Origin of the sequence: Odoribacter laneus YIT 12061, assembly GCF_000243215.1 — a bacterium.
Lineage (GTDB): Bacteria > Bacteroidota > Bacteroidia > Bacteroidales > Marinifilaceae > Culturomica > Culturomica lanea.
The window spans coordinates 1,423,993-1,449,693 of the sequence record NZ_JH594596.1 but is presented as its reverse complement, the minus strand read 5'-3'; the positions used below and the strand labels follow the sequence as shown (position 1 = coordinate 1,449,693).

At 39.1% G+C, this 25,701-nt stretch carries 17 protein-coding genes; 12 read left to right on the top strand and 5 right to left on the bottom strand.

The genetic code is table 11. The annotated features are described in order from the left end of the window. Positions 1–11: 11 nt before the first annotated feature. The 3 genes from HMPREF9449_RS06035 to HMPREF9449_RS06025 all read right to left on the bottom strand — a co-directional run bounded on the left by HMPREF9449_RS06035 (position 12) and on the right by HMPREF9449_RS06025 (position 5,825). Positions 12–965, bottom strand: coding sequence for a WG repeat-containing protein (locus HMPREF9449_RS06035; protein ID WP_009136357.1), 954 nt, complete (start codon positions 963–965; stop codon positions 12–14). A gap of 97 nt (positions 966–1,062) precedes the next feature. Next, the gene (locus HMPREF9449_RS06030) at positions 1,063–2,691 is read right to left on the bottom strand and encodes an alkaline phosphatase (protein ID WP_009136356.1); all 1,629 of its coding nucleotides are present in this window, start codon (positions 2,689–2,691) and stop codon (positions 1,063–1,065) included. 326 nt (positions 2,692–3,017) lie between these two features. After that, positions 3,018–5,825, bottom strand: coding sequence for a ligand-binding sensor domain-containing protein (locus HMPREF9449_RS06025; RefSeq protein WP_147640029.1), 2,808 nt, complete (start codon positions 5,823–5,825; stop codon positions 3,018–3,020). Positions 5,826–6,204: 379 nt separating this feature from the next. Between HMPREF9449_RS06025 and HMPREF9449_RS06020 the strand changes: the two genes are divergently transcribed. The 7 genes from HMPREF9449_RS06020 to HMPREF9449_RS05990 all read left to right on the top strand — a co-directional run bounded on the left by HMPREF9449_RS06020 (position 6,205) and on the right by HMPREF9449_RS05990 (position 13,868). After that, positions 6,205–7,368 carry an OmpA family protein gene (locus HMPREF9449_RS06020; RefSeq protein ID WP_009136354.1) on the top strand — a complete coding sequence of 388 codons (1,164 nt, stop codon included), beginning with the start codon at positions 6,205–6,207 and terminating at the stop codon, positions 7,366–7,368. 218 nt (positions 7,369–7,586) lie between these two features. After that, positions 7,587–8,153: an alkyl hydroperoxide reductase subunit C gene (gene ahpC, locus HMPREF9449_RS06015; RefSeq protein WP_009136353.1), complete on the top strand. Its 567-nt coding sequence runs from the start codon at positions 7,587–7,589 to the stop codon at positions 8,151–8,153. 272 nt (positions 8,154–8,425) lie between these two features. Continuing rightward, positions 8,426–9,979 carry an alkyl hydroperoxide reductase subunit F gene (gene ahpF / locus HMPREF9449_RS06010; RefSeq protein ID WP_009136352.1) on the top strand — a complete coding sequence of 518 codons (1,554 nt, stop codon included), beginning with the start codon at positions 8,426–8,428 and terminating at the stop codon, positions 9,977–9,979. 395 nt (positions 9,980–10,374) lie between these two features. Further along, a complete protein-coding gene (locus HMPREF9449_RS06005) occupies positions 10,375–11,574 on the top strand; it encodes an MFS transporter (protein WP_009136351.1) in 1,200 nt (399 codons plus the stop codon). Between the two features lie 90 nt (positions 11,575–11,664). Beyond that, the gene (locus tag HMPREF9449_RS06000; protein WP_009136350.1) at positions 11,665–11,940 is read left to right on the top strand and encodes a hypothetical protein; all 276 of its coding nucleotides are present in this window, start codon (positions 11,665–11,667) and stop codon (positions 11,938–11,940) included. Positions 11,941–12,499: 559 nt separating this feature from the next. Beyond that, on the top strand, positions 12,500–13,351 hold the full coding sequence (locus HMPREF9449_RS05995) for a hypothetical protein (RefSeq protein WP_147640028.1): 852 nt from the start codon (positions 12,500–12,502) through the stop codon (positions 13,349–13,351). 169 nt (positions 13,352–13,520) lie between these two features. Further along, on the top strand, positions 13,521–13,868 hold the full coding sequence (locus tag HMPREF9449_RS05990) for a hypothetical protein (RefSeq protein ID WP_040611237.1): 348 nt from the start codon (positions 13,521–13,523) through the stop codon (positions 13,866–13,868). A gap of 252 nt (positions 13,869–14,120) precedes the next feature. Here HMPREF9449_RS05990 and HMPREF9449_RS05985 read toward each other — a convergent pair whose 3' ends face one another. Beyond that, a complete protein-coding gene (locus HMPREF9449_RS05985; protein WP_009136346.1) occupies positions 14,121–14,411 on the bottom strand; it encodes a helix-turn-helix domain-containing protein in 291 nt (96 codons plus the stop codon). A gap of 329 nt (positions 14,412–14,740) precedes the next feature. Here HMPREF9449_RS05985 and HMPREF9449_RS05980 point away from each other — a divergent pair, with 329 nt between their 5' ends. From HMPREF9449_RS05980 to HMPREF9449_RS05965, 4 genes are read left to right on the top strand one after another with little or no spacing between them, the layout of a single operon-like run. Further along, positions 14,741–18,082: a SusC/RagA family TonB-linked outer membrane protein gene (locus HMPREF9449_RS05980; protein WP_009136345.1), complete on the top strand. Its 3,342-nt coding sequence runs from the start codon at positions 14,741–14,743 to the stop codon at positions 18,080–18,082. A gap of 4 nt (positions 18,083–18,086) precedes the next feature. Next, positions 18,087–19,610 (top strand): RagB/SusD family nutrient uptake outer membrane protein, encoded by a 1,524-nt coding sequence (locus HMPREF9449_RS05975; RefSeq protein ID WP_009136344.1) that lies wholly within the window; start codon positions 18,087–18,089, stop codon positions 19,608–19,610. Between the two features lie 17 nt (positions 19,611–19,627). Then, entirely contained in the window at positions 19,628–20,251 is a 624-nt protein-coding gene (locus HMPREF9449_RS05970) for a fasciclin domain-containing protein (protein WP_009136343.1), read from the top strand. 11 nt (positions 20,252–20,262) lie between these two features. After that, the gene (locus tag HMPREF9449_RS05965) at positions 20,263–20,691 is read left to right on the top strand and encodes a hypothetical protein (RefSeq protein ID WP_009136342.1); all 429 of its coding nucleotides are present in this window, start codon (positions 20,263–20,265) and stop codon (positions 20,689–20,691) included. 1,062 nt (positions 20,692–21,753) lie between these two features. On the opposite strand, the gene HMPREF9449_RS05960 is transcribed toward HMPREF9449_RS05965, so the two are convergent. After that, positions 21,754–21,930, bottom strand: coding sequence for a (2Fe-2S)-binding protein (locus tag HMPREF9449_RS05960; protein ID WP_009136341.1), 177 nt, complete (start codon positions 21,928–21,930; stop codon positions 21,754–21,756). 1,137 nt (positions 21,931–23,067) lie between these two features. Between HMPREF9449_RS05960 and HMPREF9449_RS05950 the strand changes: the two genes are divergently transcribed. Beyond that, the gene (locus HMPREF9449_RS05950; protein ID WP_040611235.1) at positions 23,068–25,671 is read left to right on the top strand and encodes a hypothetical protein; all 2,604 of its coding nucleotides are present in this window, start codon (positions 23,068–23,070) and stop codon (positions 25,669–25,671) included. Positions 25,672–25,701: the final 30 nt, after the last annotated feature.

Below are 25,701 nucleotides of genomic sequence, written 5' to 3'. Positions count from 1 at the left end.
AAGGCTTTGTTTTAAAGTTTATTTATGAGAATTCCGAAAAAATAATTGATAGGGCGATGAGGAATACGATTTCCTTCCTTATCGATGGAGAACCTATAACCGTGCGTGCTTACATTTGCATGTTGATGGTGAAAGCCGGTAGCAAAATTGAATTTTAAGGGAATTACGGGTTCTCCGCTAAGATCGAGGTAGCCAAACTTATCGTCTTTAGTAACGCAGACTAGTCCTTCTTGATAACTTCCGATAGAATCATAAGGCAGATATACTTTTTCTTGTGTAATACTTTTGTAAATGCCCCATTTCCCGTTTTGTTTAAAGGGAATAACCGGACCTTCGCTTTTTTGTATCCGTTCGTATGTTAAAGGGAGGAGGATTTTTCCCTGAAGATCGTATAAACCCTGAGAAGAATCTTTTTCTCCCAGCATATAGATGTCAAAAAGTTCGATCCGGTCGTAAATAAAATCTAAAATCGTTTCATTTCTTAGGTTGATACAGCCGTATTTCTGTCCGTCTTTACTTACTATGGTTTGTCCGTTCCGATTAAAGTCCGATTGGACATTTTTGTAAAGGAAGGGGATAACCGTTTCATTCCTTTTATTAATCCAGCCGTATTTCCCGTTTTGTAAAGCTAGAGCTGAACCAAAGCTGTTGAATAAATACAAATCGTCGTAAACTGGGGGAATTTTCCATTTTCCTGTAGTATCCACATATCCGATTTTCTTGTCTTTTGTGACCCGGGCTATTCCATAATGGAAGGAATCGATCTTTTCGTAAAGGAGGGGGAATATGATATTTCCCTGAGGATTCATGATTCCCATCCTTTGATTTTTTTCGATGATCTGGAAGTGATTATAGCGGGAGACTATGCGGTAATCTTTCCGGGATAGTAAGAGGTATATACCGATGAGATTGCCTAAGAGTATACCGATGAAGATACTGCCGAAAAGTAAGGTTCTTTTCATCATTTTATGATTTTTAAAATAAAATATTGTTTATCTTTCTGGAAGGTGTTATGAGTCTTTCTGTTTTAAAATCAGTCACTTTCTGAATTTGATTAGGTCATTATTCAAAAAAATGTTTGATTTCTCTAGAGACATACCACTTTCCGGTTTTATCTACATAAATAGCTGGAGTTTGGGTATAATACATTTTGTTTTTACCTTGTTCTACCTGATTATTGTAAGCTTTTAATCGGATTTGGTGCTGTTTATTTCGTATGACTAAGTAGAATTTTCCTGCTTTTTCGATCGTTTCTATTTTATAACTCTTTTCCTGGAAAAGATCGGTGACAGGGCAATAATACTCTTCGTTAAGTTGATTCAATTTATCGTGAATACCACTGGCTTCACATAGATATGCATTTAATTCGGGAGCCGTAATCAGGCCTTGGGGATGTTGCCCATCGGGGGAATAGATGGCCAGGAATACGGCTTCCCCTGTATGTCCATGAGTGGTAAATCCGATATAACTCCTTTGTTTCATAACATTGGCAATCTGGTCAATATAGGAATCTTTGTTTCTCCCGTTGGGGTTTTTCCGGTAATTTTGCCGGGCATATTCGATCAAATTAATTTCGGGTATAGAAATTTCCATTCCCCATTCTCTTTTTAAGATCACGGGAATGCTGTCTTTGCTTAGGGGAATCAGATAATTGGCTAATCCTTCTGCTGTCATCCGGGCGTGGGCCAAGGGTTCCATCAGATCGTAAAGCGAAAGCTTATCGTAAAAATTGTCTCCGAGGGAATTGCCGATACTGATGCCGGAGTTTCCGTGATCTGAGACGACGACAACCAGGGTGTTGCTGTCTGCTTGTGCGAAGCGGATAGCCTCTTGTACGGCTGCATCGAAAGATTGAATTTCAGATATCATTCCGATGGCGTCGTTCCGATGAGCGGCCCAGTCGATTTTACTTCCTTCTACCATCAGGATAAAACCTTCTTTATGCTGGTTTAACAATTCAATTGCTTTACGGGTCATTTCGGCTAGGGAAGGATACTTTAGAGTATCCCGGTCAAGCTCGTTGGGCAGGGCAGTTTCTCCGAAAAGTGCCCAACAGGAAGGAGTTTGCAATTGTCTGAATTTGGTGAGGTCATTTAAGCATACAGTATAATTTTGTTCCGCTAAAAATTTCTGATTTTCCGTCGACAAAAGAGAGGCTCCTCCTCCGAAAACGACGTCGATTTGGTTGTGTACCATTTGATCGGCAATAACGGCATATTCTGACCGTTTATGCCAATGGGCAGTAGTATTGGCAGGGGTCGCGTGTGGAAATTCACAGGTAAAAGCAAGTCCTATGGCTTTATTTTTGAAAATCCGGGCGGCTTCCATAACAGTCATTCGGGGCCGGTATGCTGAACGGGGATCTATGTAGAGCAGATCGTTGGGGTCGGGAGGTGGACACATTCCCAAAAAGCCGGTTTGAGATAAAAAGCCGGTCATATACTGCATCATCGTCGGAGCTGAATCTCCGATAGGAGCATTCGAAGAATGGGTTTTCACCATCCCACAGAAATAAGGATCCAAGGCAAGTTGGGTTCGGGTCGAATCCAGGTAATAGTTATACCATCTGGTGAGTGTCAAGCCGGCAGTACTAGTGCCGTCAGCTACCATAAAAATAATGTTTTTGTATTCCCGTCCGTACATGGATAGCATACTAAACAGACAAACTGTGATTAAAACTAATTTTTTCATACTCTTTTCGTTTATAAATTATCATTAGGATTATTTCCCGGAAATTTGACTGAAAATGAAATATTCACTTTCCTCTTCGGAACAAGACAAAGAAATAGATTTCTGCAATCTTTTATATCTCTGAAATACCTGTAGTGTCCTTTATAATTCGCCTGATAACCTGAAAAAAGAGGATATGCCACTACCGGGGAAAGACATATATCCCCGGTAGCTCTTTATTGGTGTAAACAATTGATAATTATAATGTTATCTTATAGTGAAAAGTCTTTTATAAATCTTTTATAATTCATTTTAAATACGCTTAGCGATCGTTGATGCCCATGGATTTATCTGTTTATTTTTAGGCGTTCACAGAATAAATACACCAAAGGATTTTCTTTGATTTCCGGGTGTTCTTTACAGATTTTTTTTACTGTTTCCCGAATCGAATATTTGGTCTTATTGATGTAGGCGGTTTCTTTATCTCCTGACAATCCCAGTGCTTCCACTATTTTCTGAGAATCAATTTCCGGGATAAAGAAGAGGACGGCCACATAAAACCGATCCTTATTATCGCCTTTTTCTCTTCCGAAAAAAGGAAAAATCTTTTTCAATTCCGGACATTTTTTATCGATAAAATCTCTGCAATATTTTTTTATCTGAGAGGATTTATAATTTTTTGCGACCATTTCCTCCATTTGTTGAATTTCTGCTTCTATTTCCGGTAAGGATAAGGTTGTCTTTAGGGCGCTTTCATTTTGAATCCGTTCCCGGCAAATCGTTTCAAGTTCTTTAATATCGTCCAATAGGGATTCTGTATAAGCGAGAGTATAATAATCGTTTCCAGTTTTTATTTTATTCTTTTTTTCCACGATCTCCGTATATTTAGTCGTATCGGTTCCGTCTAGGATATTGGGATATTTTTCTATATTTTCCAATCTGCTTTGGGCTTGCGAAAGATAAACTTCTATTTGTTCTTTTACTTTTAGAACCGCCTTGTCTACTTCTTGTTTTAATTGATTCAGTTTTTCCTTCCAGTAAGCAAGATGGGAAATTTTTATCTTCTTGGCAGCTTCCAGATAGGCTTCGAGTTCCTGAGAGAGGCCTTTCGTTTTGCGAAGTAAATCCGCTTGCTTTTCTCTTCTGACCTGTTCTTGGATGCAGGGGGAGAGGGTTTCTAAATAATGTAAGAACCCTCTTAACTGTTCTCTCCGGTTTTTTTGATTTTTCTGAAAAATGACTAGGGTATAAATAGCAATAATGAGAAATATGGATCCGATAAAAAGTAATACCGATCCCCAAAAACGATAGTCAGTTTCTTTTTCAATGGCAATCGGTTTTAGGGTAGAGTTGTTTTTATATTCAAACAGTCCGAAGCGGGAGCCCAAAATTATTTTTTCGGCGGATAAAGCTACCCGGGTTTTATGGAAGGGAATATCTTTAAAGGAGATAAAATTTTGGTGAGGATGCCGGCTGTCAACATGGATAGGAGAAGAAAGCAGGCCATGATAATACAATATGAGACAGTCTTTTGCCTGGGGATTGCCTTGTATAGAGCGGACATAACGAAATTCCGGAATCTCGAGAGAGAGTAAAGAGTCCTTGTCCAATAGGTATATACCTTGGGAAGTCTGTACCATCAAATTATCTAAATGTACCATTAATCCTTGGGCGCTTCCCTGCTTTTCGACAGTAGAAATCCTGTAGAACTCCTTTGCTTGGGGGGCTTTTTTAAACAATCCTTTATTTAATGTGGTAAAATAAAGCGTATCTTTATTTTCCAACAGGTCGGTGACATAAAGATCCTTATTTTCCAGTACACCATTAATTTTGACAGGGATAGGGATCAACGTATCCTCCTCTTTTTGAGTGTTGATAAAACTTAAATCCCGCCGGGTCCCCACATACAATTTCCCTGCTGGGGTATAGAGAAGGGAGCGGAAATCATTATTTTCGTCCTTACCGAATTTTTTGATCAGCCGGGCTTTTCGGTTTTTAATTTTGTAAAGCGATTTATCTGTTGCTAAGTAAAAGAGTTCCTTGCCGGCCTGTACGAATCTGACAATATCATTTTCCAAACGCAGGTTTTTGATTTTACCCCATGCTTTTGATTGATAAGTTGTTGAAGAAAAAGAATATTTATGAAGGCGCAAATCGCTGGTTATAAAATAAACATTATCTTCATTCTCCATTTTAGGTGTAACTGCAATTACATTTCCGACCTTTCCGGAGAGGTTCTGATGTTTAGGGAAAGCGATTAATTCTTCGCGGTAAGCGACATAAAAATAATCCCGGGTCATCAGGCTAATTTGTTTTCCTTTTACGCTAATACCTCCTGGGAGGGGGTGAATACAGCTTTGTTGTCCTTTTTTATAAAGTAAATAATCTTTTGCCAGGAGCCATTCGGCATCATTACTCTTCTCATAAGCGTAGTATTTCTGAGATTTTACTTTCCACAGAGAATCCGTTTGTATACATTTTTTTAGAATTGCATTTTCCGTTAATGCATAAAGGGTATCTTGGCGAAGAATAAGGTTGTGAATTCGTCTTCCGCTGAGAAATTCTTGTGTCTGATTCGGACGATAAGCGTACAGACCGGAGTCTGCGGCTACATAAAGTATATCCTTATACAAAAGAATCTTATTAATTCCGGAATGGGAGGTAGAGTTTAATAAAAAGGGAGAGAGTTCCTCTATGGCGGGTGAGTTTTGCAAGTTCAGCTTATAACATCCGTTACTACTCGCCAAGTAAAGAAGGCGATTTGCCCGGTCGGCTGTGATGTGATAAACGGCATAATGATTGTCTTTTCCTTTAATGGTATACCTTTGGATTATTTGACATTTCCCGTTACGCAAAGAAACCAATTTTAGGCCTTCGTCCCTTATGCCAATGAAAAGAGAATCGGGACGGTAAGCATAAACATCATAAATTCGGTTATTCCCTACGGAATAACATCTTTGTTCGTCCTTATCCTTCACGATAAGATCTCCATTTTCCAATCCAATAAACAGGATATCTCCGTTTTGGCTGATGGAAGAAACAGAAGCATGGAATGTATATTGGATATGTGCCAATTCGGAAGAAGTCGAGAAAGGCGTTGTGCAGCTGCCTGCTGCTAGTCCTAGAAAACAGAAAAGAAATAACTTTAACTTCATAAAGGCTGTCATAAAATCGTAGAATTATTTACTCACGCTTTTTCAAAGATAAAATTTTAATGTATCTTCTGCAAGATAAAATAAACATAGCTTTACATTCTATTATAATATTTTGTAATTCAATTTCTTATAGTAGGAGACAAAATTTCTCTTTTTTAAGTTAAAAATAATAAGACCAATTTATTAAAGTTTGTAAAATTTATATACTTTTGTACTGTTAAATGTGTAAATTCGGACGAATATAAAAACGTAGTAGGAAATTTTGGCGTCCGATTCTTTCTTCTCAAGAAGAGCATGAGTATCTATTGGTTAAATACTGGATAGGTATTTTAAAATATTAGATAAGATTTGTATAAGCTGAATTTAAAATCAAAGTAGTATGAAAAAGAGTGTTTTATTGATTTGTATGGTTTTGGGAATGTATGCTACCCTTTTTGCTCAGGAAACAGAAGGTGCTAAGTTGCCTGGCTATAGGACAACTTTCGAGACCAGAAAATTTTGGCAGGATTGGTATGTTGGAGTAAATTTTGGAGGAAATGCATTATTTGCCGAGCATTTTAAAGATGCCAAATTTAAGAATACAATTACGTTTATGCCTGCTATTACAGTAGGAAAGTGGTTTAATCCTTGGTGGGGAGTACGTTTGCAAGGCGGAGGCGGAGCTCTTCATGGTTTTGGACCGGGTGCTACTGAAATGCTTCATATGCATTATATGTATGCACATGCTGATTTTACGTTTGGTTTGATTAATTTCTTTGCTAAATATAAGGAAAACCGTAAATTTGATATCGTGCCGTTTATCGGAATTGGAGGAATGACGCGGAAAAAAGATCAGTCATTTATCATTGATGCAGGTATACAGGCCCGTTACGATATTGATCCGCGTTGGAGTGTGAACCTGGAATTCAAAGGAATGATTTTGGATGACGACTTAGTGACTAGAGGTGGTTTCCCGAATGATGGTATCGGAGGTTTAAGTGTGGGAGTTTCTTATCGGTTCAATAAGAAGAACTTTAAAGCTATAGATATGGATGCTATTCGTTTACAGAATGAGCAGTTTATCGGATTAGGCAAGAAAGTATCTACCTTGGAAGACGAGAATACTCGTTTGAACAATGAAGTTGATAATTTGAAAAATCAGAATAACAGATTGACCGGAGATATTCAGGATTTACAACAAGAGATTGCTAAAGTAAAGAAAGCTTATGCAGAAGAGTCTCCGATACCTGTAACCATTCCGTTCAGATTTAACCGGAGTAAAGTAGATGAGGTATATCAGGTGCTGATCTACAACTTGGCTGTTTATATGAAGAATCATCCGGATAGCCGTGTACGTATTGTGGGCTATGCTGATAAATTTGGTACCCGTGAAGTGAATTTGAAGATTTCTGAAAAGCGTGCAAAAGCTGTAGCAAAGATATTGACCGATAAATACGGTATTGCAGCAGATCGGATCGATGTACAATTCAAAGGAAAAGACGAAAGCTTCTACAAAGACGATAACAAATGGAATCGTTGTGCGGTAGCTGAAATTATAAGATAAGCTTTTCATAAAAGATTTAAAACTGCCGGAAAAAACTTTCCGGCAGTTTTTTTTATGTCTTCTATTTTCTATTGTGCTGGCATACTATGAATTGCAAATAGATATTTGCCTTCTCTATGTATATATAAATTAATTCAATTGTAATTGTTTTATTTATCGAAATAATTGATATATTTTTGTACGGAAAGAAAAACAAAAACAATTTAATACAAATAACTATGGAATCAATTATTAATTCTCAATTACCTGAATTCAAAGTGCAGGCTTATCAAAACGGAAGTTTCAAAACAATTAGCAGTGAAGATGTAAAGGGAAAATGGGCTATCTTTTTCTTTTATCCTGCGGATTTTACTTTTGTATGTCCGACGGAGTTGGTTGACATGGCTGAAAAGTACGATCAATTTCAGGCAATGGGGGTAGAGATTTATTCGGTAAGTACAGATTCTCATTTTGTGCATAAGGCATGGCATGATGCTTCTGAGAATATCCGGAAAATTAAATATCCGATGTTGGCTGATCCTACGGGGGCTTTAAGTCGTGCTTTCGGCGTTATGATAGAGGATCAGGGGATGGCATACAGGGGAACTTTTGTTGTAAATCCGGAAGGAAAAATTAAAGTAGTGGAAATCCATGACAATAATATCGGTCGGGATGCCAGCGAATTATTACGCAAAGTAGAAGCTGCGCAATTTGTCGCCACTCACGACGGGGAAGTTTGTCCTGCAAAATGGAAAAAAGGAGAAGCGACTTTAAAGCCGAGCATTGACCTGGTGGGTAAAATTTAAGAAGGGGCAGGAGAGATTTTTCCCAAAAGTCGTATTTATGGCTTTTGGGAAATAATCGGCTCAATACTGATGGGCGGAATTAAAATTTCTGATTTAATCTTTAATTGTCGGAACTACAGTTTTGTCTCGCAAAGTCAAAGGTTGAAGTAATCTTGATAATCCGTATTGGAACACACTCACCTGTTTAAAAGATCTTTTGGGACAATCCTTTTGTGCATCTTTTACCGAAAAAGAATAAACTATCGAAAGAAAAATAATTAGAAGAGAGAAATATGTTAGAAGAGACTTTAAAAGAGCAGTTACGTAATATTTTTGCAGGCTTGGAAGCAAAATATACTTTTGATATTACCGTATCTTCTTTGTATGAAAACAGAAAGGAGTTGTTGGAGCTTTTGCAGGACGTAGCAGATTGTTCGGATCATATCGGATTACAGATAAAGGAAGGGGAAGGTTTAGCATTTGTTCTGCTGAAGAACGGGGAGGATACTGGCATACGGTTTAGGGGGATTCCCAATGGGCATGAATTTACCTCTTTACTCATGGCTATTTTGAATAGTGACGGGAAAGGAAAAAATATTCCGGATAAGGGAATTTGTGAGCGGATTGCTGCCTTAAATGGACCGATACACCTTACCACCTACGTTTCTTTAAACTGTACGAATTGTCCGGATGTGGTACAGGCTTTAAATGTAATGGCTATTTTGAATCCGGCAATTCGGCATGAAATGGTCGATGGGGCTCTTTACCAGACAGAGGTAGAAGAGAGAAAAATACAGGGAGTCCCTTCTGTGTTTGCTGATGGGCAATTGATACATGTAGGACGGGGAGAATTGGGAGAATTATTGGAAAAATTGGAGAAAAAATATGGACGTAGGGCAGAGGCAGAAGCAGGGAAAATGTGGAATTACGATGTTGTCGTAGTAGGGGGAGGACCTGCAGGTGCGTCGGCAGCTATTTATTCTGCGCGAAAAGGGTTAAAGGTGGCTGTTGTGGCGGAACGTATAGGGGGGCAAGTAAAAGAAACGGTAGGGATTGAGAATTTGATATCTGTACCGGAAACTACGGGTAGTCAGTTAGCGGTGGATTTGAGGACCCATATGCAGTGCTATCCGATTGATTTATTTGAACACCGGAAAATAGAGAGCGTGAAGGTTGTAAATCAGGAGAAAATAATAGAAGTGACGGGAGGGGAAAAATTTGTAACTCCTGCTTTAATCATAGCTACTGGTGCCAGTTGGAGACGTCTGAACATACCTGGTGAGGCAGAGTATATCGGTAGGGGGGTGGCTTTTTGTCCTCATTGTGATGGTCCTTTTTATAAAGGAAAACATGTGGCTGTCATCGGAGGCGGAAATTCGGGTATAGAAGCTGCTATCGACTTGGCTGGTACTTGTGCAAAGGTGACGGTCTTTGAATTTTTAGATGCTTTAAAAGCAGATCAGGTCTTGCAGGAAAAAGTAAAAAATTTACCCAATGTCGAGATTTTTGTGAGTTCCCAAACCGTAGAAGTAATAGGAGATAAGGAAAAAGTGAGAGGTATACGGGTCAAGAATCGGCATACGGCTGAAGAACGGACGATAGAGCTGGACGGTATTTTTGTACAGATCGGTTTAGCCGCCAATAGTGGTGTATTTAAAGAAGTCGTAGAAACGAACCGGGCCGGAGAGATTATAACGGATACTTCTTGTCGTACTGCTATACCGGGAATATATGCAGCGGGGGATGTATCGACCGTACCTTATAAACAAATAATCATTTCGATGGGAGAGGGAGCGAAAGCTGCACTTTCTGCTTTTGAAGACCGGATTCGCGGGGTGTTGAATTAACTGCTACAATGGATGCTACTGTCCTTCGCTTGGCGAATCTATAAATTCTGATAAATCAATAGAAGGGCAGGAGCTATTTCCGCTAATTTATCGCGTACCGATCAGTTTCTGAAAGGTACGTCAATTTTTTTTAAAGCATTTTATTTGGGGAGATCATTCTTCATTGATTATAGGTCGGGGGCATTCGTTCTAATCGTCAGCGGAGTGCAAATTCCTTTTGGAGGATATATGAATCCGAAAATTAGAAAAAATCGGATATTTTACTTTTGAACCTTTTATACCGGGGCGTTTTTTATTTTGAGAATTCGGGCTCAGGCAGTAGGAGCAACAATTTTTATTTTTAATTTTGCCAAAATTCGAGAGGATGGGAAAGAGTGTTGTAATTACCAAGGTATATGGCTAAAGATAAATTATTATCTCCGAACTTTTGTTACATTCTGGCAGCTAACTTTCTGCTTTTTTTTGCATTTTATTTACTCTTACCGGTTTTACCTTTTTATCTCAAGGAACAATTTATGGCCGGCAAGTCAATGATTGGATTTATATTGTCCTGTTATACCCTTGCCTGCTTGTGTATTCGTCCATTTTCCGGTTATTTACTGGATACATTTAGCCGTAAACCTCTTTATTTGTTATCTTATCTGGTATTTACCATTATTTTCGGAGGTTATATGATTGCGGGAGCATTGGCATTGTTTATTACCTTACGGATTGTGCATGGGGCTGCTTTCGGTATGGTTTCTGTAGCCGGGAATACCATTGTAATTGACATTCTGCCTTCTTCCCGTAGAGGAGAGGGTTTGGGTTACTATGGGCTTGCCAATAATATCGCCATGAGTTTCGGACCGATGGCGGGTTTGTTTATGCACGGGACTTGTTCTTATGCATTTATCTTCAGTTGTTCTCTGATTTCAGGGAGTCTTGGACTTATTATGGCGAGTTTAGTGAGAACGCCTTATAAGCAACCGATAAAGCGAGAACCTCTTTCGCTCGACCGCTTTTTTTTACTCAAAGGTCTACCTGCCGGCGTATCGCTTTTATTACTTTCTATTCCTTACGGAATGACGACCAGTTACATTGCGATGTATGCAGAAGAAATCGGAATTCAAACCAGTTCGGGGCTTTATTTTACTTTTATGGCTGTAGGACTGGCGGTGTCCCGTATATTTTCTGGGCGGCAAGTCGATAAAGGACGGATTACACTTGTTATTTCGTTGGGGATGTACCTGGCCAGTGCCAGTTTTTTTGCATTGTCCGCTTGTGAGAGATTAATGCTTTGGAATGCAACCTTTACCTCTCATCTATTTTTGGGCATAGCTCTTTTGCAGGGAGTTGCTTTCGGAACCATGTTTCCGGCTTTTAATACCCTGTTTGTAAATCTGGCTCCCAACAGTCAGCGGGGAACGGCGACCTCTACCTATTTAACCAGTTGGGATGTAGGGATTGGAATCGGGTTGATGAGTGGCGGAACCATTGCTCAGGTTTTCAATGGATTCAATCATGCATACCTCTTCGGAGCTTGCCTGACTGTTATTTCTGCTTTCTACTTTGTATGGAAAGCCGGACCTCATTTTAACCGGAATAAGTTGAGATAATAAATTGCAGGGAGAAATTAAAAATTATTAAATCCTGATCTTTTTTTTAATTCTGTCGTTTATAGCAGAGACAACCGATAAATAACGACTATGAATAAAAACAAAAAAAACTCTGCTAAATTGACCACAGAGGAAAGGCAGGAGTTAAAGGATTCGGATTTCGGTATTCCGGAAATTCGGGAATTTCCGATGCCTGATGCCGTACACGTACGGGCTGCAGAGGCTTATTTCAGGTATGCTCCTGAAGATAGAAAACCGGAATTGGCTCACCGGATTTTATTGAAAGCCCGAAAATATGGCGTTCAGGTACAGAGTACTACGATTTGTGAGTGGGCTAAAAAATGGAAAAATTCGAAAACTGATTAATTCTTCCCTGCCGATGGAACGAACCTCTCTGATTGTTTCTATTGAGGAGAGGCAAAAGTTTATTTTTCTTTCAGACAAAGGAGTAACTTTGATAAGCGATAAGATGCCGATAACCGGAAAGACAGGCTTTCCGGATTTTTATTTTTTGGTGGTATGTGCTTTTATATTTCTATACAACTAACAATTTAATTTTATCGGATGAGATCGAAAACCTAAAGAAACATTATTATTTTTGATAAAATGCGAATCTGAAAAAGTGCGGGTTTTGCTCAGAAAAAAGAGAGTTTTTCGCCTTTTCACACTATATGTTGGGAAGAAACAAATCTTTTTTTCGTATGTTTTTCTGTTTTTATAAAAGGAGAAAATGAAATCGGGAGAAATTCCGAAGAAAAAAATTGCGGTTCAATCCTATAAAAATCAAGAAAAGTATATTTTATAAAAAACCTTTTGAAGACGTTAAACGTAATAAAATTTGTTTTTTTAAGAAAAAAAATGTAATTTTAATCTGTTAAAAATGACCTTTTAATTTACTTATAAAAAGGGATTTAACCGTAATAAAATGAGAATAAAGCTATATATAAAATTTATAATGATTTCTTTTCTCGTTTTTCTGGGAGGATGTTTGAAAGAGGAAGACAGAGGGGAAGGTATATTGACTGCTGCTTTTACTCAGGTTACAGAAATAAAAACAAATGAGTTATTGTTGAAAGATTTGTATGAAATGCAGTATGATTCTCAGGGAAGAGTGACAAAAGGCGGATATAATCTGACTTATTTACCGGGTAAAATTGTTCTTACACAGGAGCAAGGGAGTGGTGGATTGTTGTGTAAGGCTGTCATTACCGTAAATGAGCAAGGCTTACCGTTTACTATCGTCAAAGATTATGAAGCTTGTCCGGAAACGGGAAGGGGGGCTGAACATATGGAGGGACGTATTACTTATGGCGACCGGTTGATTACAATTGAACAGACCATGCTTTCAGAAGCTTTTAGCAATTGTAAAACCCGAGAAATGCTCTTTTTCGATGAAGAGGGCAATTTAATAAAAGATTCCATTTATATGGCAGATGATTACGGAACTTTAGAAAGCGCTGTAAATTATCAGTATGATCAGAAAATAGTCAACAAAAATTCGCAAATTGCCTTTTATATTTTGGATCCTGGTTTTGATCATACGCTTGATTGCCTGGCTTGGGCAGGATTTATCCATTTGCCTTATTTACCCACTTCTTGCAGAATGTATATCCGTGGTTGGGACGGAAATGAAAGAGAGGAAACCGTCGTTTTTCATTATGAGTTTTATCCGGATCATTGTGTGAAAACCCTTACAAATGAACGCCATCTTTATCGGTATAGATGGGATTTTGGCTATTCTACTCATCCTTTACCTATAAATTCGATTCGAAAATAAATTTTTGTGAACTTCTCTGGAAAATTTATACGAAAGAAATAAATATCAGAAGGTTAAAAAGAATATTTGTTTTGGATATTCTGATTTTTTGTCGTAAATTATAGCGTTGCAACGTGTGAAAAATAGGAATGACGGTTATTCCAATGTCAAATCTTTTAATTTATGTAGAATGAAAACAAAAATTTTAATTGCAGGTATTCTGACTTGTGTGGTAATTTGCCTGGCTTTTCCCATAAAGGCCAATTTTTTTGCGCTTAGTATAAGCGGCATAGTGTATGAAAATACAACGGACCAGCCTTTTGAAAATGTACTTGTAACAGAGTTAGGTTATGAGGAGTCACATTTGGCTAAAACTGACAAGACGGGTTTTTTTAATATGCAGGTATCTCATTTACCTACTACTTTAAAACTCGAGCGAAGAACTGAAGAAGGAGCGGTGGAGAAAAAACAGTATGAAGCTGAACAAAGCGAATGCTTGATTGATTGGAGTACTCTTCAGGCTGCTGGAAACAGGTAAAGCATTTTATCGCCCGGAAACGGAAGGAAAGTCTAAAAAAGATTTGGGGACAGAAGAACGGCTTTTCAATCCGGACGGGCTGGATCTTGCGCTCTTTAATTGACGAACTTGTGTTTTGGATAAATAGATTTTTGTCAATGACCTCTGTTCTGTCAGTCAATATTGCGCTACCTCCTTCCTGAAAAGGGACATTTGTTTTCCCCGAAGGTAAAATTTTGTCTTTGGGGAAAACCTTTCTTACCTTTATGCTAATTAGAAAACAGACTTTTTGCCTTGTATCTCTTTGTATTCCTTTATACAATTTTCCGGAAGGGGAGAGGAAGGTAAGAAATCGGCTAGGGAACAATTCAGAATTTTAGCGATTTCATTCAGGTGATTGAGGTTGTATTTTGTTCTGGTTTTAGGATTTTCTACTAATCCTACGAAACTTTCTTCCAGTCCGATGCTTTCCGATAAAGCCCGTGTAGTCATATTCCTTATTTTCCTGCGTTTTTTTACGGCTTCTATTACAAACAACTCTATTGCAGTGAGTTTTTCATTCATGATTTTCAAAATTTTGTTTGAAGTTAAAAAAAATTTCTGAAAAATTTTGTATAGTCATAGATATACTATATATTTGCATTGTTGGAATATATAATCCAATTTTGGTTTGTGTGAATTCGAATTTTCTTCCCGGATATTGTTTTCTATCCGACTACACAATAAAGCAATCTACACATTTAATCCGTTTTTGTAATGACTTTATGTCATTTGCCTTCATGCAAAATTGCGAAAAAATTACATAAAAACAAGGGCGAAAGCCCTGGGCTGGCGGCCTGACAATCGTCCCTTGTTGCTAATTAACCTAATGTTTAACTAACAACTACAAAATTATGAGGAAAACTTTTAGAAAAAAAGTTTTAGAGTATAGAAAACCTGTAAATGCTGGAGGAAGGTTTATACTATACTTTTGTGTATTTTTCCTGGGAACGAGTATGCCTTTTATTTCCCGGGGGCAACCTTTGGGAGGTACTGAGGCGCAACAACAGTCTTTTACTTTGCTGCAGGGGAGGGTAACGGATGTAAAAGGGCATCCTTTGCCGGGGGTGACGCTTCGTTTTGACGGAACTTCCCGGGGAGGAGCTTCCGATAATGAAGGTAATTTTACCCTACGTGCTTATCAGAGAGAAGGAGTCTTGATCGTTTCCTGTATCGGTTATAAAACGCAAAAAGTTTCTTTTCAAGCCGGTAAATTCTTGCTTATCCGTTTGGAAGAGAACATCTCGGAGTTGGATGAGGTACAGGTTATCGCCTATGGAACTCAACGGAAGAGGGAAGTGATTGCTTCGATTTCGACGGTAAAAGCCGAGGACATAAAAGATATTCCTTCTCCTTCGATTGCCAATCTGCTGCAGGGACGGGTTGCCGGGATGAATGTGATCAATTCTTCAGGGTCACCGGGTGGAGGTGGAATCAATGTGACGATCCGCGGGTTCAATAGTTTATCCGTAGAAGCCGGACGACGGTATAGCGATCCGCTGTGGGTAATCGACGGGATTCCGGTACAATCCTTTACTTCGCCTGTTACGGGAACAAACAGTTTGGCAGAGATAGATCCGAATGATATAGAAAGTATACAGGTATTGAAGGATGCTGCTGCCGGAGCTATATACGGTTCCAGGGCTGCTAATGGTGTTATATTGGTTACTACAAAAAAAGGCAACAAAAACCAAAAGGCTCGTTTCACTGTGAATGTTTCCCATACGATGGTTTTCAAGCCAAAACTTCCGGAACTGACCGGGGGAAATGCCGAAAGACATTTGCGTATGGAAGCGCTGAGGAATTACCAGACTGCTTATTATGATGCGGAAACCAATACCTATAAATATCCGGATTCTTATATAGAGGCTTATCGGAATAGAGTACCTTATGATTTCTTTTGGAACGAAGGGAATGGAGCGGCTGTAAAGCCTTATCAGGATAGTTTAAATCCTTTTTACAACAATAGTACGAATTTATTTGATTACTACTTTCGTACAGCCCGGGTAACGGATGCAAACTTACAAATCAGTGGAGGGTCGGAGAAAATAGCTTACAATGTAGGGCTAGGATATTATACAGAAAGGGGAGTATTGCGAAAAACCGGTTTTGACCGGGTGAAACTGATGACGAATCTATATTTTCAGCCTTTGAAAAATATGGAGGCTAATCTGAGATTTTATTTATCCCGTACAGGCAGAAAAAATACCTCCCGAACGCTCGATAATGACGGAGGATATAGTGCAGTGGAACTGGAAGAAATTCCTTCGGAACTTTTGACAACCTCTACTATTTTACCAGGACCGGGAACTTCGGCATTTGAAGAAGTGATTAAGCGTTATGAGAAAACCTTGGAGAGAAATGAGACTTATCGTCTGCGTTCCAGTTTTGATCTGGCTTATGAATTTATTCGCGGTTTAAGATTCAAATCTTCTTTGGCTTTGGATTATTCCCAGCACCAATCCAATTATTTTAAGCCTTCCGATATAGATCAATATGGAGATACCTATTCGGCTGCTCAGTTAGAACGCTTCCTGATGTTGCTCAATGAGAATATATTGAGTTATAAACAGACCTTTAGAGAGGCTCATTCCCTGGAACTTTTAGCTGGAATCGCTTTTCAGTCCGATGAGAATAATCTGATAAAAGGATGGGGGAAGAGAGCTCCCAGCGATTTGATTCATTACGTCACTTGGCAGGGAAATGTCTACGATGTGGAAGATAACCGGAATTTAAAAGATTTTATGACCGGAAGAGAAAAAAGTACGATGGTCGGAATCTTCGGTCGCATCAGTTACAATTACAAACAGAAATACTTGGCATCGATCACTGTTCGGAGGGATGCTTCCAGTAAATTTGGTGAAAATACCCGTTGGGGGACATTTCCTTCCTATGCTTTGGGTTACGCTTTTTCCGAGGAGAAATTTATGCAGGGAATTAAAAATGTATTGGATTATGGCAAAATCCGGGTGAGTTTCGGGAAAAGCGGGCGGCAATTTGAGCAGCCTTATATTGCCTACGGAGTGTTGGGACCAGGGGATTCATTTATGGGGCATCCTACGGTATATCCCAATTGGGAATACGGTTTAATTAACCGGAAATTGACTTGGGAGGAGACGAAACAATGGGATGTCGGATTAGATCTGGATTTTTTCAATTACAGATTCGGAGTGGTGGTCGACTATTACCATCGTCTCACAGATAAACTGCTTTATTTAATGCCTCTTCCGGGGAATTATTCCGGTTTTTTTAAACAATGGGGTAATTATTTTGCTATCGCTAATTCCGGGTTGGAGATACAGTTGAAAGGAATTTTGATTCGGAAAGAAAACGTAGACTGGACCCTTACGTTCAATATTGCCCGTAATTGGAACCGTTTGAAAAAGAGTACTTGGGGACGAGATTTTCAAACGGCCCGAATCGGTTTTGTCTCGGCTCCTAGTAATATTAATGTGATCGGGAAGCCTTTGAATGGGATTCTGGCTTATCGGACAGACGGTGTGTATCAGAATGATAATGAGGTTCCTTTTTGTTATATAAACGGACGAAAAAGACCTTTGGGGGTTGGAAGTTTGTTTTATAGGGCCGGTGACCGTATTATCCAGGATTACGATGGAAATGGCCGGATCGGCACGAGCTTACCTTTGGAAGAAGACCGGGTATATTGCGGTTCTCCGTTGCCAATAGCACAGGGGGGAATTGTAAGTACCTTGAATTGGAAAGGTTTCGATTTGAATTTGCTTTTCAATTACGTTATCGGAAGGCATATACTCAACGCCGGAAAAGGAGCTTCCCTGGGAACCTATATGAGTGCTTTTGAGAAGGAATTAACGAAACCGGTTTTTGCAGACCTTTCGAAAGTCTCTTTTTGGCAGAAACCGGGTGATAGGGCCGATTATCCTGCCAATCGGCTGGAAGACGGATTAATGAATTTTTCTACCTATCTGAGTAGTAATATTGAAAAAGTGAATTATCTCAAATTAAAAACGCTGACCTTGGGATATACTTTGCCTGTTAAATGGAAAGAAAAATTGGGTTTCGGGGCCCGGATTTTTATTTCGGCGGAAAATCTGTTTACGATTACCAATTATTCCGGTCCGGACCCGGAGAGTGTGGACATCATAACGGGAGTAGATAATTTGACCAATTATCCTTTGGCGACCCGCGTGACTTTTGGTTTAACCCTTAAATTGTAAAAAGATGAAAAGAAAAAGGATATTCGGCATTGTCTTTTGTTTGTTGGGAATAGTTTTCTCTGCTTGCGAAAAGTTTCTTACGGAGGAGCCGGAAGGACAGGTTACTTATAGTAATTTCTGGAAGACAGAACAAGATGTAGAAAGTGCGGTATACGGTATGTACGGGAGCTTACGTTATGCTTTTATCGGGGGAGAAGCATGGGGGCGGGACCGGGGATTGCCTTTTGATGAATTCAGCAGTTATGATACGGATATAATGAATAATGAATTGAGCAAAAGATGGGGGAGGAACGATCCTTCTTTGTCTTGGATAAATTGTTATAATGCAATTGCCCATGCTAATGCAGTGATAGACAACCTGCACCGGGCAAACCTCCGGGAAGACAGGTATAACTTTTATCTCGGTCAGGCCTATACGATCCGGGCTTGGTTGTATTTCTATATTTCACAGACGTGGGGAGACGCTCCCCTGATTGTTGAAAGTGAAGATGTAGGGGAAAAAGCGAGAATCCCCTGGCAGGAAATTATAGATTTTGTCATTCGGGATTTGGAGGAAGCTACCCGGTTACTTCCGGAAGCAGATGCCCTTGTCGATAGTCAGGGGAAAATGATACAGAGCAAACAAACACCTAGTAAAGGGACGGCTTATGCTATTTTAGCTCACGCTTATGCTTGGAAGGCGGCTTTGAATAAAGAACCGGAACTGTATACGAAAGCTTTGAATGCGGCAGATCAAGTGATAAACAGTGGCGTCTATTCTCTGGTATCCGATCCGGAAGAGGTGTGTACTACTGTTTTATTGGGAAATAGCCGGGAGGGGATTTTTGAAATAGAGTTTCAGAATTCGGATTTCGATTTAATGTTGGGAGGAGGAATTGCTGGGGCATGCCAGACATGGCCCTTAGGGCGTTTAGCTACTCCGGCTACGAAAAGAAATACGAGGATTAATAACTCCACGGTACTGGAATTGTATCCCGATCCCCGGGATAAAAGAAGGGAGTCGTATTTTTATAAATTGGATTCCATGGCAAATGTCAACATTTCGATTACTCAGGGAGCAGCGTATATTTACAAATGGAGGCATATCGTTTTTTATGAGACTGGTCTTTTTGCCGGTAGGACTAAAGGGTATGAAGATAACTTAATCTTGATCCGTCTGGCTGGAATTATCCTTTTACGAGCAGAAATCAAAGCTCGGCTTGGAGATACCCAGGGTGCTATTGCAGATGTAAATCTCATCCGGAGGCGGGCGGGAACTTGGGATTACTCCCCGGCAGACGGAGATTTGCTTTGGTTTATTTATCGGGAAAGAGTGAGGGAATTGTTTTTAGAAGGGTTTGCGATGCGCTATAATGACATTGTAAGAAATGGATTTTACCGGGAAGAATTGAAGGGAAAATTCCGGACGTTGACAGATAAAGAGGTTGCCGACGGAGCGCTTTATATTCCGGTAATAAGCAGTGCTTTTGAAAATAACACGCTTATGAAACAGACGACTTATTGGTTGAATAATGGTTTTGACAATTAATTGAAAAGGAATAAATTATGAAAAAATATTTATGTTATATAGGAATTATTTTAGCCGTATATGCTTGCGACAAAAATGAATTTCATGATACGGGCTTGGCTTATGGAAAGCACGATTGTAGCATGTGGGAGTATTTTGCGAAAGATCACGCAGACTGGGATTCTGTCGTGATGATGATCGAACGGGCCGGTTTGGTGAATATTTTTGACGGTACACACCCTCAGTATAAGGAGATTACTTTTTTTGGGATAACGAATTTGTCTGTAAATCAATTTTTAGTGAAAAATTTAGATGAAAACAAAGCGATGAAATATCAAGGTATTCGGGATATCCCCGAAGAGATGTGCAGGCGGATTTTGTTATCCCATATTATTCCCGGGAAAAAGATGCAGCAAGAATTCGATTACGAAGTAAAAGGTACTTTAACAGGGGGAACAATCGTAAAGACGCTTTCTGGTATAGATTTACGGGTTTACCGGATAAAGAATCCTTTTATGGGAGTGCCCGATATAGGAGAAGAAGGTTTGGGGATTCATGCTTTGAAAAGCGGGTATCAGGCTAAAGTGGCTTCATCCAATATTGAAACAACCAATGGAGTGGTACATGCTTTGAGTTATACTTATCAAATGACTGAACTTTAATAAAAATAGTGATGAAAAGGATGCTTAACCTACTGGGAATATTAGCTGGACTTGTTTTAGGAACAGGTTGTGATCATACAACTGTCGGGTATTTGGACGTGCGAAATGCGGGCTATCGTCCCGATACAGTTTATTTCAAAGCAGTATTGAACCCGGAAGATCCGGAGGAGGCCCGTCGCATTCAATTTGAAATTCCCTGGCAAACCACTCCTATTGAAGGAGTACAAGGTACATTGCCGATTTCCTATCAAATAAGAAGTATTGTTTGTAAACAGGGACAGGAAGAGGCAATCCGTCAGTTCCGAATGATTCGCAAAGGCGTAATAGAGCTTCCTTGGGACCATACCGTTCCCCGGGGAGATTATATTTTCAATTTGCAAATCAGTAACGAAGGACGTTCTTTAGCTAAAGATTCTTTGATAACGATTATCATAAATTAATGTCAGAAAACTTATCGATACGGAAACGAAAATAGAAATTGTTTAGAAAATGTAAAGAAAACCGTGAATATTTTAAACATATATTGCAAAATTGAAAGTTTTTCGTTTTCTTTGTCCAGTACAAAGCGAAAAAGGTTTGTAAAAACCTTTATAAGTATCGTAAGTGTTCTGGAACGTTCCAAATCAGATAAAAGGGTAAAAAATATGGGAATTGGAGCGGGATGGCAACGCTCACGTTCGGGGATATGTACAACCATATACAAAATGGTACGATATAGCCTACGGACGTGGGGTTGCTCTATTGCTTCCCGATGGTTTACCCGCCTTTCTGGTGCAATGTGAGTCGATCCCAGTCTGTAGGTTTACTTGACTGCTAGATTGACTCTATACGATGGCAATTTATTGTCTGCGAGAATTGACGCATAACTCTTGGAGTTGGTGATGAGAACAAAGGACCAATAATTGCATTCGAAAACAGTCCGGCAGGGCAGAAATTTTTACAAGGCATGTTGCAACAAACTTTCCTTTTAAGTCAGAATATCTGCCGGCTGTTTTCTTTTCTTATACCTTATTTTACCTGCTATATACATTGATTCAAATTCACTATTTTTACCCATTAGGGACGTGCCCTATTGTGTAATTTTTTCTATACTAAAGTTTATATTTTGTTTTTCAGTTGATTTTCAGGATGTTTTAAGTATGTAATAAGAAGAGCTTTTTTCGTTTAAACTTAATATGACTTCCTGACGAAATTACACTCTTTCCCGTCAGATCTCTTTCCTGAAACAAAGCTCCGGTTTGAAACACTGATGTTCCGGAAAAACGTTTGGAGAAGGTGATGAGCGGGGGGGGAAGAAGGATTTAATGGGAACGGAAATAGTTCATTTATCGGAAGATCATACCTTTTAGGAGGAAGGAGGAATCCCTGGCATGAGGTATGAAACTATACGGTTAAAAGAGAAAGGTATTCAATAGGGAAATAGAATTTGTGTATAAACAAAAAACTGTCGGAGAAATTTTTCGACAGTTTTTTAGTGCAAAGAAGAAACTCTGAATTTTTATCTATTGATTATTGATTTTATCCAAAATTTCCTGAATTTGTTCCTGACATCCACCGCAACCAGTTCCTGCGTTTGTGTTTTCTCCTACTTCTTCTATTGTTTTTAATCCTTTTTCCCGAATTGCTTTTTCAATTTCTTCCCGGCTTACTTCAAAACAATGACAAATAATTTCACTCATAACCTTATTTTTAATAATTACTATCTAGTTCTATTTTTCTTTTTTTCAAAAATACAACGAAAAATAGAAAAGATTGTATAAATCTGATCATATGTTTTTATAAATACATCGAAAAAAACTATTTAAAATGAGAATTTTTTGGCTCTAAAGGTGTCACAAAAATTATGGATCGATCATATTATTTTAAAAATCAATAAAAATTAGCAAGTTCCGGTGGCAACGTATATAAGTCTGAAAAAAGAGAAGAAAAGATATCTGATAGCGGATGATCTCCAAATCATTTTGAAATCAGTATTTTAATCTGTATTAATCTAAATGTTGAAATAGTCCGGAATGAGAATTTTGGACTATTTTAATCCTAGATTTAACTTGCTTGTTTATTTTTCTTAGGTATTCCTCCGCCTTATTTCGGGAAAGAGCTGGAGACTCCGTTCGCTATTTTGTATAGTCAGTCTCCCCTAAAACGCAGATGCTTCCTCCTTTTAGTCACACTTCGTGTGCCTAACGTCGGCGGACAACCCTGCGTTTTTTAACGGTACGACTTCCTGACAAAATTACGCTCTCTCCCGTCATATCTCTTTCCCGAAACAAGGCTCCGGCTTCAAACACAGGAACTTTGAGAAAACATTTAAAGAAGCAACGAGGGAAGGATTTAGCGGGTATCGGAGGTCGTTTGTGTTTTTCAGTCATTGCGGGAAGGAGCGTCTTTCTGTGCGAAAGCGGAGTGTAAAAAACACCATTTGTCCGCCGACGTTAGACAGGCTTTGCCTGTCTAAAAGGAGGAAGTTTTGGTGTTTTAACGGAGCTTGAGCTTACAGAAAAGCGAGTGAAGCATGACTGAAAAACGCAAACAACCGAAGAAGGGGAAGCAAATTAAATCTGCCTCTTTTTAGGATTATAAAGAGCGAAATAAGAAAGAGGAAAATAATAAACGGGGAGAGGACTTGAATTTTTTCTTCTTTTTGTATCAAGACATATCAAAAATATTTAGATGAGTTATGTATTTTTTATTAATTTTACACAATGAATGTGGTTCACCTTTTAAGATGTGAAAAAAAGTTTTTAGATTGTGTCACAAAACCGGAGAAAATAACAAAACTTATCAGACAAGAGATAAATTCATTAAAAAAATGTATGATGAAAATATGGTTTATATGCTTCGGGTTATTGGGTCTTTTTCAGCCATTATTTTCTCAGACCTATGAGGAATGGGTGAAACAAGAGAGGGCTCAATACGACCGTCTTGCCAAAGAAACGAATCGGGGATTGGAAGAATTGCAAAAAGACTATGATAATTTTGTGAAACAGAGAGATCAGGAATTTGCAGAGTTTCTCAAACAACGATGGACGGAATTTGAAATATTCAAGGGGAATTTACCGCGGCGGGATCCGGAACCTAAAATCGCTCCGGTTGCGGAAAAACATTCCAGGACTTCAATAGTGGAATTGCAAACAACCGAAAGGCCTGCTGAGGATACCCGTTTAATTGCAGCGCCGCTTCCACGGGTGAAAAAGAGTATTCAGAAGGGGTATCCGCTCCTTCGTTTCGATGTGAATTTTTATGGAAACCGTCTGAAGCTGGGGGTGGATCAAGATTTGTGTATGCCTTTTACGGGTAAATTGACGGAAACTGCTTTTGCCGATTATTGGTTAAGAATGAGCCGTACAAATTATGATGATTTATTGGATCGGTTATTCGGATGGAAGGAACAGTTGGGATTGAATGATTGGGGGTATTATATGTTGTTAGGGCGATGTGCGGAAATTTTTGTAAAAGATGAAAATTCACGTCAATTGTTGATTTGGTTTTTGATGAATAAATCGGGATATTCGGCCCGGATAGGTTATGGAGGGGGGGAGGTTGCTGTATTATTGCCGGCAGTTCAGGATATTTTCTTTTTATCTTTTATCGTAAAAGATGGGGTTCGTTATTACATTACCCGGCCTTTAAATAAGTCCCTTTATACTTACGATAAAAATTTTTCAGGTAGTAATCGTTGTCCGGATTTGCGTTTTTCTTCTTCTTTGAATTTTTCTACAAAACTTTCTGGAAAGCGGTTGCTGAACTACAAAGGGCAGGAATACACTATTTCTTATAACCAGGGGGTGACAGCTTTCTTCAAAGATTACCCTTCTACGGAATTGAATGTTTATTTCGAGACTCCTTTATCGGCTACTTTAAAAGAAAGTATAGAAGAGAATTTCCGGTCTGTTTTACAGCCAATGTCTCAGGAGAAAAGAGTGGAATGGATATTGGGTCTTTTGCAGCAGGCCTTTCCTTATAGAACAGATGAAGAACAATTTGGGCACGAAAAATATTTCTTTTCGGAAGAAATGTTTTTTTATCCTTACAGTGATTGTGAAGACCGGGCAGTTTTGTTTTCTCGTTTAGTGGATATGTTGACGGGATTGCCGGGAATAGGATTGAGCTATCCGGGGCATGTGGCAGCTGCTGTTAAATTGCCGGAGGAGGTAAAAGGGGATTATGTGAAATATGGCAGGGAATTATATACTGTATGTGATCCGACTTATATGGGAGCTGGAATAGGAAGGGGTATGCCTGAATTTATAGGGAAAAGAGTGGATGTAATTCCCGTGATGGGACGTCAGATTACCCGGGAACGTGAAGATCGTATTGCTGCTTTGATAGACAAGGCGGGAGGGACAATTTTAAATCGTTCGAGCCTGATGCAGTTTGCAGAGGATGGGAATGTATATGTAGCAGGAATTTTTGAGCATAAATTTGAAGATGGTTCCAAGCGCTTTGTTGTACCGGCTAAAAATCGGATGATCTTTGTGGCTAAGGTAGATAATCAGAATCGTTTTGAATGGGTTTTACCTTTGGGAGGAAAAGGGGTAAATATGCCTCATCATTTAAAAATAGATGGAAATCGGATTTTGTTGTCGGGGACTTTTGAAAAAGATGCTGATTTCGGTGGAATCCGGCTTCAGGCTAAGGCGGGGAGTGATTTATTTACGGCGGGGATTGCTCCTGAAGGAAAAGTGATGTGGGCATCCGGGGCTGGTTTACAACCCAATGAAGAAAAAACCGGATTTAATTATATTGTTCGTTTTGGAAAAAAGGGAGAAGTATTGCAAAGTGAAATACAGCCTGATGCAGTAGGTTCTTTTTTGTCGGGTATATACATTACTCGTAAAGAAGAAGTAGTTGTGGCCGGGGCCTTTAACCGATGGACAGGGATTGCCAAACTGGCAGCTTCTAACAAGCAGAAGATGAGTGTGCTGAATATGTCGGAGCAATTAAAGGAATTAGCTGATGATCAGGTAAATAATCAGACGGATAAAGGTTTAGCGGGTTTGTTAGCTGTTATTGCGATGATACAGGAGCACGATACGCCTGTAAGTGGATTGATGGCTCTTCAAGCTTTGGATCAGTACAACCCTACTTTTAAAACCCGTTGTCCTGCAATCTATAAAAATATAGGAAAGATTGAATTTATCCGGGGAGAGGAGGGGATTATACAGATGAAAACTCAAAATGGGAAGGCTGTAAATTTTGATAAAGTACAGGTGAAAGACGGAAGTCGCATGCGGGTCATTCCCATAGCGGGAAATGATTTGAAAGTGGAAATTATAGACGGTATACAGGTAGGAAAAGCTTTTATCTGGTTCCGTTTAAATGAAGTTACATTAAAACGGCAAACAGGGGATATGATTTTTGATTATGACAAAGATCATACCTTGAGAACCTTTAACATGAGCCGGGATATTTTGAATTGAAAAGAAAACAAAAATCAGACATTAATAGGT

Excerpts from the sequence above, each read along its gene's own strand:
- HMPREF9449_RS06035 (WP_009136357.1), bottom strand. The coding sequence starts at position 965 with ATGATGAAAAGAACCTTACTTTTCGGCAGTATCTTCATCGGTATACTC.
- HMPREF9449_RS06030 (WP_009136356.1), bottom strand. The coding sequence starts at position 2,691 with ATGAAAAAATTAGTTTTAATCACAGTTTGTCTGTTTAGTATGCTATCC.
- HMPREF9449_RS06025 (WP_147640029.1), bottom strand. The coding sequence starts at position 5,825 with ATGAAGTTAAAGTTATTTCTTTTCTGTTTTCTAGGACTAGCAGCAGGC.
- HMPREF9449_RS06020 (WP_009136354.1), top strand. The coding sequence starts at position 6,205 with ATGAAAAAGAGTGTTTTATTGATTTGTATGGTTTTGGGAATGTATGCT.
- ahpC (WP_009136353.1), top strand. The coding sequence starts at position 7,587 with ATGGAATCAATTATTAATTCTCAATTACCTGAATTCAAAGTGCAGGCT.
- ahpF (WP_009136352.1), top strand. The coding sequence starts at position 8,426 with ATGTTAGAAGAGACTTTAAAAGAGCAGTTACGTAATATTTTTGCAGGC.
- HMPREF9449_RS06005 (WP_009136351.1), top strand. The coding sequence starts at position 10,375 with ATGGCTAAAGATAAATTATTATCTCCGAACTTTTGTTACATTCTGGCA.
- HMPREF9449_RS06000 (WP_009136350.1), top strand. The coding sequence starts at position 11,665 with ATGAATAAAAACAAAAAAAACTCTGCTAAATTGACCACAGAGGAAAGG.
- HMPREF9449_RS05995 (WP_147640028.1), top strand. The coding sequence starts at position 12,500 with ATGAGAATAAAGCTATATATAAAATTTATAATGATTTCTTTTCTCGTT.
- HMPREF9449_RS05990 (WP_040611237.1), top strand. The coding sequence starts at position 13,521 with ATGAAAACAAAAATTTTAATTGCAGGTATTCTGACTTGTGTGGTAATT.
- HMPREF9449_RS05985 (WP_009136346.1), bottom strand. The coding sequence starts at position 14,411 with ATGAATGAAAAACTCACTGCAATAGAGTTGTTTGTAATAGAAGCCGTA.
- HMPREF9449_RS05980 (WP_009136345.1), top strand. The coding sequence starts at position 14,741 with ATGAGGAAAACTTTTAGAAAAAAAGTTTTAGAGTATAGAAAACCTGTA.
- HMPREF9449_RS05975 (WP_009136344.1), top strand. The coding sequence starts at position 18,087 with ATGAAAAGAAAAAGGATATTCGGCATTGTCTTTTGTTTGTTGGGAATA.
- HMPREF9449_RS05970 (WP_009136343.1), top strand. The coding sequence starts at position 19,628 with ATGAAAAAATATTTATGTTATATAGGAATTATTTTAGCCGTATATGCT.
- HMPREF9449_RS05965 (WP_009136342.1), top strand. The coding sequence starts at position 20,263 with ATGAAAAGGATGCTTAACCTACTGGGAATATTAGCTGGACTTGTTTTA.
- HMPREF9449_RS05960 (WP_009136341.1), bottom strand. The coding sequence starts at position 21,930 with ATGAGTGAAATTATTTGTCATTGTTTTGAAGTAAGCCGGGAAGAAATT.
- HMPREF9449_RS05950 (WP_040611235.1), top strand. The coding sequence starts at position 23,068 with ATGAAAATATGGTTTATATGCTTCGGGTTATTGGGTCTTTTTCAGCCA.